At 71.9% G+C, this 13,862-nt stretch carries 12 protein-coding genes; 4 read left to right on the plus strand and 8 right to left on the minus strand.

What is annotated here, in order from left to right:
• Window positions 1-83 precede the first annotated feature (83 nt).
• From SROS_RS01825 to fbaA, 4 genes are all read right to left on the minus strand, one after another.
• Complete coding sequence (locus SROS_RS01825; RefSeq protein ID WP_012887165.1) at window positions 84-1,010, minus strand: glycerophosphodiester phosphodiesterase family protein; 927 nt, start codon at window positions 1,008-1,010, stop codon at window positions 84-86.
• Window positions 1,011-1,097: 87 nt separating this feature from the next.
• Window positions 1,098-2,381 (minus strand): adenylosuccinate synthase, encoded by a 1,284-nt coding sequence (locus SROS_RS01830; protein WP_012887166.1) that lies wholly within the window; start codon window positions 2,379-2,381, stop codon window positions 1,098-1,100.
• 126 nt (window positions 2,382-2,507) lie between these two features.
• A complete protein-coding gene (locus tag SROS_RS01835; RefSeq protein ID WP_012887167.1) occupies window positions 2,508-2,930 on the minus strand; it encodes a DUF3151 domain-containing protein in 423 nt (140 codons plus the stop codon).
• Window positions 2,931-3,019: 89 nt separating this feature from the next.
• The gene (gene fbaA, locus SROS_RS01840; RefSeq protein ID WP_012887168.1) at window positions 3,020-4,042 is read right to left on the minus strand and encodes a class II fructose-bisphosphate aldolase; all 1,023 of its coding nucleotides are present in this window, start codon (window positions 4,040-4,042) and stop codon (window positions 3,020-3,022) included.
• 167 nt (window positions 4,043-4,209) lie between these two features.
• Between fbaA and SROS_RS01845 the strand changes: the two genes are divergently transcribed.
• Window positions 4,210-4,935: a DedA family protein gene (locus SROS_RS01845; protein WP_012887169.1), complete on the plus strand. Its 726-nt coding sequence runs from the start codon at window positions 4,210-4,212 to the stop codon at window positions 4,933-4,935.
• Between the two features lie 77 nt (window positions 4,936-5,012).
• Entirely contained in the window at window positions 5,013-5,420 is a 408-nt protein-coding gene (locus tag SROS_RS01850; RefSeq protein ID WP_012887170.1) for a hypothetical protein, read from the plus strand.
• A 48-nt stretch (window positions 5,421-5,468) separates the two neighbouring features.
• On the opposite strand, the gene pyrE is transcribed toward SROS_RS01850, so the two are convergent.
• A complete protein-coding gene (gene pyrE / locus SROS_RS01855) occupies window positions 5,469-6,005 on the minus strand; it encodes an orotate phosphoribosyltransferase (protein ID WP_012887171.1) in 537 nt (178 codons plus the stop codon).
• A 186-nt stretch (window positions 6,006-6,191) separates the two neighbouring features.
• Here pyrE and SROS_RS53670 point away from each other — a divergent pair, with 186 nt between their 5' ends.
• Together SROS_RS53670 and SROS_RS01865 are read left to right on the plus strand one after the other, a co-directional pair.
• Entirely contained in the window at window positions 6,192-8,597 is a 2,406-nt protein-coding gene (locus tag SROS_RS53670) for a sigma factor (protein ID WP_012887172.1), read from the plus strand.
• Between the two features lie 430 nt (window positions 8,598-9,027).
• Window positions 9,028-10,209: an NYN domain-containing protein gene (locus SROS_RS01865; RefSeq protein WP_012887173.1), complete on the plus strand. Its 1,182-nt coding sequence runs from the start codon at window positions 9,028-9,030 to the stop codon at window positions 10,207-10,209.
• A 112-nt stretch (window positions 10,210-10,321) separates the two neighbouring features.
• Here SROS_RS01865 and SROS_RS01870 read toward each other — a convergent pair whose 3' ends face one another.
• The 3 genes from SROS_RS01870 to SROS_RS01880 all read right to left on the minus strand — a co-directional run bounded on the left by SROS_RS01870 (window position 10,322) and on the right by SROS_RS01880 (window position 13,859).
• Window positions 10,322-12,202 (minus strand): ABC transporter ATP-binding protein, encoded by a 1,881-nt coding sequence (locus tag SROS_RS01870; RefSeq protein ID WP_012887174.1) that lies wholly within the window; start codon window positions 12,200-12,202, stop codon window positions 10,322-10,324.
• A gap of 351 nt (window positions 12,203-12,553) precedes the next feature.
• The gene (locus tag SROS_RS50675; protein ID WP_169369226.1) at window positions 12,554-12,721 is read right to left on the minus strand and encodes a hypothetical protein; all 168 of its coding nucleotides are present in this window, start codon (window positions 12,719-12,721) and stop codon (window positions 12,554-12,556) included.
• A gap of 505 nt (window positions 12,722-13,226) precedes the next feature.
• Window positions 13,227-13,859, minus strand: coding sequence for a response regulator (locus SROS_RS01880; protein WP_012887176.1), 633 nt, complete (start codon window positions 13,857-13,859; stop codon window positions 13,227-13,229).
• Between the last annotated feature and the right edge of the window lie 3 nt (window positions 13,860-13,862).

Consider the following 13,862-nt stretch of genomic DNA (forward strand, 5'->3'; position numbering starts at 1 on the left):
GAGCCGCCCGCGCGGCGCACGGGGTGACGGCGTTCCAGGCCCCACGCGACCGCACCGTGCGGACGGCGGTCCGGGCGCGTTCCCTACCTGTCCGCGCGGCGCACGGGGGTGACGGGCGCGGGGACGGGCATGCCCCGGTCGGCCCACAGGGCGCGCATCCGGTCCGGGTAGTCGGTGACCAGCCCGGCCACCCCGAGGTCGAGCAGCTCGGCGGCCCGGTCGGGCTCGTTGACGGTCCAGGGCACCAGCGGCAGCTCGGCCTTCTCGGCCCGACGCGCCAGCTCCTGGTCCACCAGCACGTGCTCGGGAGACAGCGTGGTGCCTCCGGCCGCCACGGCGGCGGCCGGGAGGTCGCCGTCGAAGTCCTCAAGCCGCAGGCCGTTGAGCCAGACGCTGTCCATGGTGGCGCGCTCGATCAGGGCGTACCGCCGGGTCGCGGGGGCCAGCGAGCGGGCGATCTCCAGGATCCGCCAGTCGAAGCTGAGGATCGCCGCCCCGCCGAGCCGGTGGTGTCGGTCGAGCTCGGCGACCACCATCTCGGTGAACTCGCGGGGGTCGGCGCTCAGCTCCGGTCTCGTCGGATCGGACTTGAGCTCCACGTGCAGCCGCACGCCGTCGGCGCCGTAGGCGTCCACCAGCCCCAGCACGGCCCCGAGCGTCGGCATCCGGGTGTCCGGCACCGGCGCCTGGGTCCGGACGAAACGGTCCTCGGGATGGCGCGGCAGCCGTACGCCGCAGTCGAGGGTGCGCAGCTGCGCCAGCGTGAGCTCGCCGACGGGCCTGCCCACGTAAGGGAAGAGCGGGTCGCCGTAGAAGGCCGGCCGGGTGTCGGCACTGGTCACCGCCGACACCGTGAGGTCGTGGGTGAGCACCAGCCGCCGGTCGGCCGTCAGCGCGACATCGAGCTCCAGCGCGTCGACGCCCAGTTCCAGGGCGCAGGCGAACCCGGGCAGCGTGTTCTCCGGACGGAGTCCGCGGGCTCCGCGGTGACCATGAATCTCGGCATGCACAGAGGGGACCCTACCGACCTCGTGCGCCGTTCTCTCGATATGGCTCGCGCCTGGCGGTCGCCAGGCGCGAACCTTACCGGGAGGAGACTAGACCAACGAGTGGATCTGGATCGTCTCGGTGCGGCCCGGACCGACGCCGACGGCGGAGATCCGGGCGCCGCTCATCTGCTCCAGGGCCTTGACGTAGGCCTGCGCGTTGGCGGGCAGGTCCTCGAAGGACTTGGCGCCGGTGATGTCCTCCTGCCAGCCGGGGAACTCCTCGTACACCGGCTTGGCGTGGTGGAAGTCGGTCTGGGTCATCGGGATCTCGTCGTAGCGGACGCCGTCCACCTCGTAGGCGACGCAGACCGGGATCCGCTCCAGGCCGGACAGCACGTCGAGCTTGGTGAGGAAGAAGTCGGTGACACCGTTGATCCGGCTGGCGTAGCGGGCGATCACCGCGTCGAACCAGCCGCAGCGGCGGTTACGGCCGGTGGTCACGCCGTACTCGCCGCCGGTGGTGCGCAGCCACTCGCCCATCTCGTCTTCCAGCTCGGTCGGGAACGGGCCGGAGCCGACGCGGGTGGTGTAGGCCTTGAGGATGCCGATCACGCGGGTGAGCCGGGTCGGCGGGATGCCGGAGCCGGAGCAGGCGCCGCCGCTCGTCGGGGAGGAGGAGGTGACGAACGGGTAGGTGCCGTGGTCGATGTCGAGCAGGTTGCCCTGGCCGCCCTCCAGCAGCACCACCTTGTCCTCGTCCAGCGCCTTGTTCAGGATCAGCGAGGTGTCGGCGATGTGCGGCTTGAGGCGCTCGGCGTAGCCGAGATACTCCTCCAGCACCTTGGTGGCGTCGATCGCCCGGCGGTTGTAGATCTTGGTGAGGATCTGGTTCTTCTCGCCGAGGGCGACCTCGATCTTCTTCTGCAGGATGCCCGGGTCGAGCAGGTCCTGAACCCGCACGCCCATCCGGTAGATCTTGTCGCCGTAGGCGGGGCCGATGCCCCGGCCGGTGGTGCCGATCTTCGCCTTGCCGAGGTAGCGCTCGGTGACCTTGTCGAGGGCCTTGTGGTGGGGCATGATCAGGTGCGCGTTGGCCGAGATCAGCAGCCGCTCGGAGGAGACGCCGCGGGCCTCCAGCCCGTCGATCTCGCTCAGCAGCACGCCCGGGTCGATGACGACACCGTTGCCGATCACCGGGATGACGTTCGGGGAGAGCACTCCCGTGGGCAGCAGATGCAGGGCGTACTTCTGGTCGCCGATGACGACCGTGTGCCCCGCGTTGTTTCCGCCCTGGTATCTGACGACGTAATCGACCTGGTCGCCGAGCAGGTCGGTCGCCTTACCCTTGCCCTCATCGCCCCACTGGGCGCCCACGAGAACGACAGCCGGCATCGCTAATCTCCTACCACAAAAACGAAAACCCCTGACGCAATCGCGACAGGGGCTCTTGCGTGGAGAGAATACCCGACCGAGTCACATATGGGGGATCTCCCACCCTCCGGCGGGAGATCCGGGACCTCAGCGGCCGGTCAGTTCCTCAGCGGCCTCGGAGCTGGAGTCCTTCAGGAACTGGAAGCAGCGCTCGGCCTCCTCCTTCTCTCCGATGGCCTGGGCCGCGCGGGCCAGGGCGTGCAGACAGCGCAGGAAACCGCGGTTGGGCTCGTGGTCCCAGGGGATCGGGCCGTGCCCCTTCCAACCCGCCCGGCGCAGCTGGTCGAGGCCGCGGTGATAGCCGGTACGGGCGAAGGCGTACGACGTCACGGCGTGCCCGCCCGCGAAATACTCGTCCGCGAGCGCGGCCCAGGCGCCGGGGTAGGCGGGGAAACGCGCGGCGACATCTGATGCTTGGGCGCCGGATTCCAGCGCCTCGCGGGCCTCGGGCAGGTCCGGCAGCCGGGTGGGCGGCGGCCCGGCGAGAAGGTTCTCGTGCGATTCCGTCATGTCGCGAGAGTACTTGCTGCCTTTGCCCGGCGGGGGAGTCGCTTCCCTGTTATTGTCCCGGTCCTTGAAACGGCCGGGGCTCCGGGACCTCAGGAGATCTTGGTGCCGGCGGACTTCAGGTGCCGGCACGCCTCGACCACGCGAGCCGCCATCGACGTCTCCGCGGCCTTGCCGTACGAGCGGGGGTCGTAGGCCTTCTTGTTGCCGACGTCCCCGTCCACCTTGAGCACGCCGTCGTAGTTCTTGAACATGTGCTCGGCGATCGGGCGGGTGAAGGCGTACTGCGTGTCGGTGTCGATGTTCATCTTGACCACGCCGTAGGAGATGGCCTCGTGGATCTCCTCCAGCAGCGAGCCGGAGCCGCCGTGGAAGACCAGGTCGAAGGGCTTCTCCTTGCCGTACTTTGCGCCGACGGCCTCCTGGATCTCCTTCAGCACGCTCGGGCGGAGCTTGACGTGGCCCGGCTTGTAGACGCCGTGCACGTTGCCGAAGGTCGCGGCGAGCAGGTAACGGCCCCGCTCCCCGAGGCCCAGCGCCTCGGCGGTCGCGAGGGCGTCCTCGGTGGTGGTGTAGAGCTTCTCGTTCATCTCGCCGACGACGCCGTCCTCCTCGCCGCCGACCACCCCGATCTCCACCTCCAGGATGATCCTCGCGCGGGCGGTCTTCTCCAGGAGCTCCTGGGCGATCTCCAGGTTCTCCTCCAGCGGTACGGCGGAGCCGTCCCACATGTGCGACTGGAACAGCGGGTCCTGGCCGCGCGCGACCCGCTCAAGGGAGATGTCGACCAGGGGGCGGACGAAGGTGTCCAGCTTGTCCTTCGGACAGTGGTCGGTGTGCAGCGCGATCGTCACGGGGTATTTCGCCGCGACGACGCGGGCGTACTCCGCCAGAGCCGTCGCGCCGGTCACCATGTCCTTGACGGTGCCGCCGGACAGGAACTCGGCCCCGCCGGTCGACACCTGGACGATGCCGTCACTCTCCGCCTCGGCGAAGCCTCTCAGGGCGGCGTTGAGGGTCTGGGACGAGGTCACGTTGATCGCGGGATAGGCGAACTCGTTCGCCTTGGCCCGGTCGAGCATCTCGGCGTAGACCTCTGGGGTCGCGATAGGCATCGGTGTCATCTCCCTCGAGACGGCTGTGAACAGCTGGCGCGGGACTTTTGGAGACATAGCCCGTTGGCCAGTATTCCGGGTTCCTTCCCGGCCGGATAGCTCCGCCACCACTTCTGCCTGTGTCGTCTCTCGATCTGGGATCCCGATCGCCGGTAGGCTTCACGCCGATGGACCTCCTGCACGATCTCCTTGACCCCAAGTGGTGGCTCGGCCTGCTCGGACCGTTCGCCACCATCGGTGTCCTCGGGATCATCTTCGCCGAGACCGGCCTGCTGCTCGGCTTCTTCCTGCCGGGCGACTCGCTGCTCGTCGCGGCCGGCGTCTTCAGCACGCCCGAGGCGGCGGCGGCCATCGAGGGCCTCGAACCGCTCTCGTTCCCGCTGCTGCTGGTCCTGGCCCCGATCTGCGCCATCGCCGGTGCCCAGCTGGGCCACCACCTCGGCGCCACCTACGGCCGCAGGATGTTCGACCGGCCCGACTCCAAGCTCTTCAAGAAGGAGTACGTCGACAAGGCCGAGCACTACTTCCAGAAGTTCGGTCCGTCCAAGGCCGTGGTGCTCGCCCGGTTCATCCCGATCGTCCGCACGTTCCTCAACCCGGTCGCGGGCATGCTCGGCATGGACCGCAAGCGGTTCTTCCTGTGGAACTGCGTGGGCGCCGTCATCTGGACCGACGGCCTGCTGGTCTTCGGCCGCCTGGTCGGTTCGGCGGTGCCCGACATCGACAGATACATCCTGCCGGGCGCCCTGGTGATCATCCTTCTCTCGGTCATCCCGATCATCCGGGAGATCATGAAGAACCGTAAGGGCGGCGGGCCCGGTGTTCCGCTGCCGCAGGGCAAGCACCACCGCACCACGCCGACCGGCCCGCCGAACGGTGACAGCCCGCGGTAACCGATCCCGCGACCGGTCGTGAGACCTCCTCACCACCCGCTAATCTCCACAGTGTGGGACGCCACAGGTCTGACCCGATGGGTATCGCCCGCCTCGCGCTCGCAGGCCTGGCGGTGCTGGTGGCGGTCGCCCTGATCGTGGTCGGTGCATTCTCGCTGGTCGGCGCGCTCAACCCGGACCCCGGGCCCGCGGCGCCCTCCACCCCGGCCGCCGCGCCCTCCGTCCCCTCCGCCACCCCCGAGCAGATCCCCACGGTCCGGGTCCAGTGCCTGCAGGAGCACTGCCCCAAGGTCTTCCTCAAGGTCGCCGGGGGCGACGTGCTGCTCGACCGGGAGATGGCCAGGGACGAGCAGGCCCAGTCCTTCGACGCCAAGGTCGACGTGGTGCTGGCCGACTCCGCCGCCGTCCGCGTCGAGGTGAACGGAGAGGTCCGCCCCCCGGGCAAGGCCGGGGAACGCCAGGAGTTCACCGCCTCCCGCGACTGACCGCCCCGGGAGCCGGGGCCCGTGAGCGGCCTCTCCGCAGCGGCCGTGTCAGGCCAGTCCGAGGTCCTGGAGGCTGTAGGCGGTCCGGTACGGCAGGCCCGCCTCGGCGATCGCGGAGGCGGCGCCCCGGTCCACGATCGTGGCCACGGCCACGACCTCGGCGCCCGCCTCGCGCAGCGCCTCCACGGCCGTCAGGGGGGACCCACCGGTCGTGGAGGTGTCCTCCACCGCCAGCACCCGCCGCCCCGCCACGTCCGGCCCCTCGATCCTGCGCTGCATCCCGTGCGCCTTCTGCGCCTTGCGGACCACGAACGCGTCGAGCGCCCGGCCCCGCGCCGCCGCGGCGTGCAGCATGGCGGTCGCCACCGGGTCGGCGCCCAGGGTGAGCCCGCCGACCGCGTCGTAGTCGAGGTCCTCGGTGAGGTCGAGCATGACCCGGCCCACCAGGGGGGCCGCCTGCCCGTCGAGGGTCACCCGGCGCAGGTCCACGTAGAAGTCCGCCTCCTTGCCGGAGGACAGCACCACCCTGCCGTGCACGACGCCCTTGTCCTTGATCTCGGCCAGGAGACTCTCACGATCGCTCATGGCAACAAGATTAGGGCGGTCCGGGGAGCGCCCGGATCGCGCCCCGGCCGGGGGCGGACCGCGTCCCCGCCGCCGCGGGTCTCCTCCCGCCCCGGCCCGCCGGACGCAAAGACGCGGCCCCGGTTTAGTCATGCCGCGAAGCGCGGAATCATCCGGCAGGCAACTCCGGGTGATCGTGAGGTAACAATGAGTGTGAAAACAGTTCAAGGTGACGCTGAACTGCTGACCGAGACACGGCACGGGAACGCGGTGGCCTACGGCGGGCTCCGCGAACGGCACGCCCCGGCGGCCCGGATCCTCGCCCGCCTGCTCGTCGACGGCCCCGCCGAGGCGGAGGAGGCCGTGGCGGAGACGTTCGCCGGGATCCTCCACCTCCTCAGGCGGGGTGGCGGCCCGAGGGAGGCCTTCCGTCCCTACCTGCTCACCGCGCTCCGCCGTACGGTCCACGACCGGTCGCAGGGCCGGGGCGGGTGGGTGACCGACGGGGAGGCGTCCGGCCCGTGGGTGCCCTTCGTGGATCCCGCGCTGAGCGGCCTGGAGCGCTCACCGGTGGCCAGGGCCTTCCTGTCGCTGCCGGAGCGGTGGCGGCTCGTCCTGTGGCACGCGGGGGTCGAGGGGGCCGGGCCCGCCGAGATCGCTCCCCTGCTGGGCATGCCGGCCGGCGGGGTGACCGCGCTGGTCCACGTGGCCAGGGAGGGGTGGCGCCAGGCCTGCCTGCGGGCGCACCTCGCCGGGACTCCCCGGCAGGAATGCCGCCCGGTGCTGGGCATGATGGGCGTCTACGTGCGGGGCGGTCTGGCCAGGCGGGAGAGCCGGCCCCTGGACGAGCACATGGACGGCTGCGCCGAATGCCACGACGTGTTCCTGGAGCTCGCCGACGTCAACCAGGGCCTGCGGGTCATCGTCGGCCCGCTCGTCGCCGGCCCCGCGCTCCCCGGCTACCTCGCGGCGCTGGACAGGGCGGGCGGCACCGGCGCGGCCGGGCCGTTCGGCCGGTGGCGGCGGGCACCCGCGTCGCGGCGGGCCGTCGCGGCCGGGGCGGCGGTCGGCGCGGTCAGCCTCGCGGCGGCCCTCGCGGCGGTCCTGGTGCCGGTGTCGGCCCAGGGGCCGCAGGTCCCGTCCGCCGCGGCGGTCCCGGAGCCGGTCGCCGGCGCTCCCACCCCCGCGCCCGCGCCTGTGCCTGGGCCGCAGGATCCGCCGTCCCCGCCGCTCCCCCCGTCCCCGGAGCCCTCGCCGGGGAAGGCCGAGAAGCCGCGGAGGCCGGACGGCCCCGGGGCCGTCGCGCCACCCGCCCAGCGGGGAGCGGTCCCCGCACCGCGCCTGATCGCCAGGATCGACGCGCTCGGCGCGCTGGTCCGCTCCGAGGCGGGCATCGTGGCGGTACGGCTGCGCAACGTCGGCGCGGGCGGGAGCGGGGAGCTCGTCGCCGACGTCGGCCTGCCGGACGGGGTGACGGTGCTCGCGGCGGCGCGCCGGGGGCGGGCGGTCGCCGCGATCAGGCCGGTCGGCACGGTCGACGGCTGGGCCTGCCGGGCGGGCTCCGGAGGCGCGCGGTGCTTCCGGCGACCGCTGGCGGCCGGACGGGCCACGGCGATCTTCCTCCGGGTCGCGGTCTCGCCGACGGCGGCCGAGGGGTCGGCGCCCTCGGTGCGGATCTCCGCGGCGGGGATCGGGATGACGGCCAGGGCGCGGACCGGGGTGCGGACCGCCGGGGCCCCGGCCCGGTTCGCCACCGACGGCCAGGTGAGCACCTCCGCGATCGGGAACACCCTGATGGTCTGCGCCTCCGTCGCCCCCGCGTGCCGGGCCGCCCGGTCCCGCAGGGGCGACCGCCGCGACAACGACCTGTGGGAGATGGGCCCCCTGGACCAGGACCGGGACCCGTCGACGAGAAGTTCGAGCGCGGCCCGCCTGGCGCTGCCGAGGAGGAGCAAGGTGGTCTGGGCCGGGCTCTACTGGTCGGCCGGCGCGCCCGCCGACGGGCGGATCAAGTTCAAGGCGCCCGGAGACGGCGGATACACGCGGGTGAGGGCCGAGCGGGTGACGGAGAGGGAACTGCCCGCCGGCGTGGGATACCAGGCGTTCGCCGACGTGACCCGGCTGATGGGCCGGCTCCCCGGCACCTACTGGGCGGCCGACGCCTCGCTCAGGCCCGGCGTCTCGCGGCACGCCGGATGGAGCCTGGTGGTCATCGCGGCCGACTCCCGCCAGCCGTACAGCCAGGCGGTCGTCGTCGACACCGCCACGGTGGTGGACCGGGAGCACGGACCGGCCTGGATCCCCCTCGACGGGCTGACGCCCACGGCCGCGCCCGTCCGGGTGGACCTGGTGACCTGGGAGGGCGACGCCGGCCTGACGGGCGACCGGGTGACGCTGGGCGGGCGCCCGCTCCGGCCGGAGGCCGGGGACCGGGACGCCGGCAACGCGTTCGACGGGTCCGCCACGGGGGCGGAGGGCACGGGCATGACCTTCGGCACGGACGTGGACGGGTTCCGGTCGACGCTCGGCCGCAACCCGGTCCTCAAGGTGAGCACCGGCCGTGACGTCCTGCTCTTCGGCGCGGCGGTGGTGAGGGTCCGGGCGCGCTCGTGAGCTTCCGCCGGGTGCCGGTGAGGGTCCGGGGCGCTGGTGAGCTTCCGCCGGGCGCTCGTGAGGGGGCGGGCGCTGCTCGCGGGCTTTCGCGAGGCGCTCGTGAGGGTCCTGACACGCCCGCGAGGTGCCGGTGATGTGCCGGTGAGATTCCGTGAGGCGTGGGACGGGCCGGTCCGGAAGGGGTGTGGAACGGGCCAATAAAGGTTTGGGAGCGGGAGGGCCAACGGCACGGCTTCAAGAACGGGACGAACTGGTACGGTCTGCGTGAACACTCCGGCGTATGGTCAGGCGCGGGTCGAATCGTCGGGATTAACCCTCGGACGATCAGTTGCTTGATTACCCTGAGGAAGGGCCGTCTGTCTGGTCTCTCGGAGGTCTTTCAGGCTTGTCTGAGCCGAAGGGGCGGGCCACGTAGGAAGGGCGGTGTCGCGTGGATCGCTGCGCGCTGTTCGTGGACGCTGGCTACCTGCTGGCCGACGGCGCGATGGCCGTACATGGGACCCGCCATCGCGAGGCAGTCTCCTGGGACTACCCGGGACTGCTCAAGTTGCTCGGCAACCTGTCCAAGGAACGGACCGGGCTGCCACTGCTGCGCTGCTACTGGTACGAGGCGAGCGTCGAAGGCCGCCGGACCGCCGAGCACGACGCGCTGGCCGACCTCCCGGGCCTCAAGCTCCGGCTGTCGCGCATCCGCCCCGGCCGCCGCGAAGGTGTCGACGCCCAGGTCCACCGTGACCTGATGACGCTGGCCCGCAACAGCGCGGTCTGCGACGCGGTCGTCGTCAGCGGCGACGAGGACCTGGCACAGGTCGTCTGCGACGCCCAGGACCTCGGTATCCGCGTCACCGTGGTGCACATCACGGCCGACGGAAGCTGGGCGGTTTCCCGCTCGCTCCGCCAGGAGTGCGACGACCTGATCGAGATCGGCAGCAGCCACCTGCGCCCCTACGTCAGCCTCGCCGGTGCCATGGAGACGCCCGCCCTGAGCAACGGCCACCAGCCGGGCGGCAACGGCCAGGCCCCCGCCTCCCTCGGCAACGGCGCCCCGCCCGCCGCCCCGGTGGTGCAGGCTCCCCGCGCCACGCCTCCTCCCGCGCCCTCCCAGCCCGCGCTGCCGTCCTACCCGAGCTACAACCACGAACCCCCGCAGGCCCCGGCCCCGCAGCAACCCCAGCCGGCGCCGGCTCCGCAACCCCTGGCGGCCCCCAACGGCCCGACCGGCCCGCTGCAGCCCCCTCCGCAGGCCCAGCAGTACGCCTCGGGCAACACCGGCAACATGCCCGGCTACCAGCCCGGCCAGCTCGGCGCCTACACCGGCCCCCAGGCGGCCCCCGTGCCGGTCCAGAACGCCTCCAACAGCAGCACGACCACCCTCTCCGACGCCGTGAAGGCCGCCCACAAGGAAGGCCACGACTTCGGCGAGTCCGTCGCCAAGGACGCCCCCGCCCTGTGGCTGGAGGCCGTGCTCGCCCGCAAGCCCCGCATGCCCTCCGACCTGGAGGCCCGCCTCCTCCAGGGCTCCTCCCTGCCGATCGACTTCCTCCTCCACGACGAGGTCCGCCACGCCCTCCGCCGAGGCTTCTGGGACGCCCTGGAGCGCGCCCGCCGCTAGGTCTCCGCCGGGCCGGTCCTGCCGCCGGCACGGTTCCGGCGCGGTGGCCGGGGCTGTTCCGGCGCGGTGTGTCGCCGGGTGCCGAGGGCGGTCGCGTGTGGGCTTTCCCCCGTCAGGGCTTTCCGGAAGGCGCGGCGGAGGGGTCCGGTGCGAGCTCGTAGCCGCTGGCCTGCAGGCTGAACAGCCGCGCGTATTCTCCTCCCAGCGCCATGAGCTCGCTGTGGGAACCGCGTTCGGTGATCTTCCCCTCGCTCAGCACGATGATGAGGTCCGCGTCCCGCAGGGCCCCGAGCCGGTGTGAGATCAGGACGCTGGTACGGCCTGCCCGGTGCCGGCGCAGTCCCAGGTGGACGGCGTGCTCGGCCTCCGCGTCCAGACCGGAGCTCGGCTCGTCGAGGATGAGCAGATCCCGGTGGTGGCGCATCAGGGCGCGGGCCAGCGCCAGCCGCTGCCACTGGCCGCCCGACAGCGTCACTCCCGCCTGCCGGTCGTCGTTGTCGCCGAAGAAGATCCGGCTGAGCAGCGTGTCGTAGCCCCTGGGCAGATCGTCGAGCGTGTCGTGGATCCCCGCGCGCCGGGCGGCGGTCCGGACGAGCTCCGGGTCGGCGCCCGCGGTCAGGTCGCCCAGCATGATGTTCTCGGTGGCGGTGAGGTCGTATGACATGTAGTCCTGGAACACCGCGCCGACCCGGGCGCGCAGGTCGTCCGGGTGCACGTCGCGCAGGTCCACGCCGTCCCAGTGGATGGAGCCGCGGACCGGGTCATACAGCCGGCACAGCAGTTTGACCAGGGTGCTCTTGCCCGCCCCGTTCAGGCCGACCAGGGCGACGGCCTGGCCGTGCGGGATGAAGAGGTCAACCCCTCGCAGCACCCAGGGGTGCCCGTCGTCGTAGCGGAACCACACGTCGCGCAGCTCGATGCCCTCGCGCAGCGGGGGCAGCGCGGTGGGTTCCGCGGCCACCGGCAGCCCGGGATCGGCTTGGACGACGCCGAGGTAGTACCCGAACATCAGCAGGGCGTTGTGCGCGCTCGCCCACTGGCCGACGATCAGGGTCAGGGCCGTCTGCACCCCGGCGACGGCGGCGACGAACACCGAGACGTCCCCGACGCTCAGACCTCCCTCGATGGCGGTCAGCACGGCCCAGAACAGGCCGCCGGCCGCGACGGCGGCGCCCAGCAGGGACAGCAGTCCCTGGCTGTGCAGTGTCCGCCGGTCCAGGTCCCGTTCGGCCTCGTTGACGGTCTTGAGTTCGGTGAGCATCCGGCTGCGCAGGAAGTCGCCCAGCCCGAACAGCCGCACCTCCTTGGCCGCGTCGGGACTGGTGAGAAGGGCACTGAAGAAGATCTGGCGGCGCGTGTTGGAGCTGATGCCCCACATCGTGCCGGCCCTGCGGCGGCTCAGCGCGAGCTGCACCCGGGCTGACGGCAACGCGGCGGCGATGACGATGACGACCATGACCGGACTGAGCACGGTCAGCGTGACGATGAACCCCAGCAGCGTCAGGATGCCCTGGCAGATCGCCAGGGACGAGCCGACGATCTGCTGCGGAGCGTTCTGGCCGGCCTCGTGGGCCAGCCGCAGTTCGTCGTGGAAGGAGGGGTTCTCGAAGCGGCTGAGCCCGGGGTCGGCGTTGACGGCCCGGAACAGCCGGTCGTAGATCAGCCTCTGAAGCCCCCGGTGCAGCTGCCCGTTGAGATACTCGGAAACGTGCGGCAGGACGATCAGAGCCAGGCCCGCCACCCCGAGGGCGGCTGCGAGCGGGAGCAGGCCGCTCCGGCCCCCGCCGCCGGCCAGCCCGTCGAGGACCAGCTTGGTCAGCCAGGCGGCTGCCACCGGCGCCACCCCCATGAGCAGCACCACCACCAGCGAACCTGCCACGGCGGCCGGCTGCGCCCGCCAGGCCAGCTCGCCCGCGACCTGTCCGCGGCGGAACAGGGAGCCCGCCCCGGAGCTCCTTCCCTCTTGACCCTCGGGTCCTTCGGCCTCCCTCACGTGTGCGCCGCCGGCGGCAGGGTGTGCGGGCGCCGGAGCGCACGACCCGCGCGATCCCCGCGGAGAACGCCGGCAGCGCGGCGCCGGCCGGCACGGAGCCGACCGGCGCCGCCCACCGGACCGCCGGCAGTACGACGACGCACACCTCGGAGAGGAAGGACCACCGAGGCGCTCGACAGGGTCGCCTTGTCCGCCGGGAGTGCGGCCATGTTCGGCACGGAGGCGCGGAAGGCAGGGAAGGAGTCCCGGCCGCGCACCTTGCCGAACACTGCCACCAGGAAGACGACACCCGGTGCACATCGGCAGGCCGGCGCCACGTACCGCATGACGGTCACTCAGCTGGGGTCTCGATCAGCGCCAGGGGGTGCAGGCCGTGCGACCGGCGGCGATGCAGCATGTCCGGCGCACGCTGTACCCGACCCACTTCGTCTCGTCCCAGCAGGTCTCCGCGGCAGCGGAGGCCGTGGGCAGCAGCTTGGCGAGCAGGCGGTCGCCCAGGTTGTTGAGGGAACGGATCATGAGATTCTCCTCTGTCGAGCCGTACGGCGTCATCGACACCGACTGTCTGCCGGGCGTTGAGCGCCTCGTCCGTGCGTCATTCCGAGCCGCCGGAGTCGGTGATCATTGCTTGTGGCGCCTGCACCGTAAACCGGACCAAGATCGGAGAATAATGGGGGAGATCGCCATGTCAGGCGGTTCCGCTTCAACAGCTTATGATCTTGACATTAGCCCGCGGAGTGCTGACGACCAGGTCTACGCGTCCCTAAGGTTAATTTCGGACAGGCCCCTCTGATTCCTGTCACGGAGAATTCTCTCCGCGGCGACGGCCTTCTGCGGCACTCCCGGATCCCGCGCCCGGCGCAGCCGGCAGGACGGCGTCGGCCGTGCCGGCGCGGCATGCGCCGTCTCCCGCGCGCCGTCTCCCGCGCCGTTTCCCGCGCGCCGGCTTCAGCCGGCCGGGTCGAGGGCGAGTGGCGCCCGGCCGGGCACATGCCCCACAAGGACCTGTCCGGACGCGGCTCGGTCAGGTGAGGGCGTTGAAGCCCGCCCGGAGGTGGCTGAGGCGTTGGGAGAGGTCGGACATCGGGCCTGAGAGGCTGGGGTCGTTGGCCTTGCGGACCAGCTCGCTGACCCGGGCGAGCTCGTCCTCGACCGCGGTGAGGCGTCTGGACAGCTCGGGGAGGACGGCCGCCTGGTCGTCGGCGTCGCCGGGGGGCAGCTCGGCGGAGAGGCGTTCGCGGAGCATGGAGGCCTGCTCGGCCAGGCGGCGGTTCATGTTGTAGAGCTCGACGAACACCGCGACCTTGGCCCGGAGCACCCAGGGGTCGAACGGCTTGGTGAGGTAGTCGACCGCGCCGGCGGCGTAGCTGCGGAAGGCGTAGTCGGGGGCGCTGTCGACCACGGTCAGGAAGATGATCGGGATGTTGCGCGTGCGTTCGCGGCGCTTGATGTGGGAGGCGGTCTCGAAGCCGTCCATGCCGGGCATGCGCACATCCAGCAGGATCAGCGCGAACTCGGTGTTGAGCAGGGCTTTGAGCGCCTCCTCGCCGGACCTGGCCCGGATGGGTATCAGATCGAGGGAGCTGAGGATCGCTTCGAGCGCGATCAGGTTCTCCTCCCGGTCGTCCACCAGGAGGATCTTGGCTCGGTCCGGCATTGA

Origin of the sequence: Streptosporangium roseum DSM 43021 (assembly GCF_000024865.1) — a bacterium.
Lineage (GTDB): Bacteria > Actinomycetota > Actinomycetes > Streptosporangiales > Streptosporangiaceae > Streptosporangium > Streptosporangium roseum.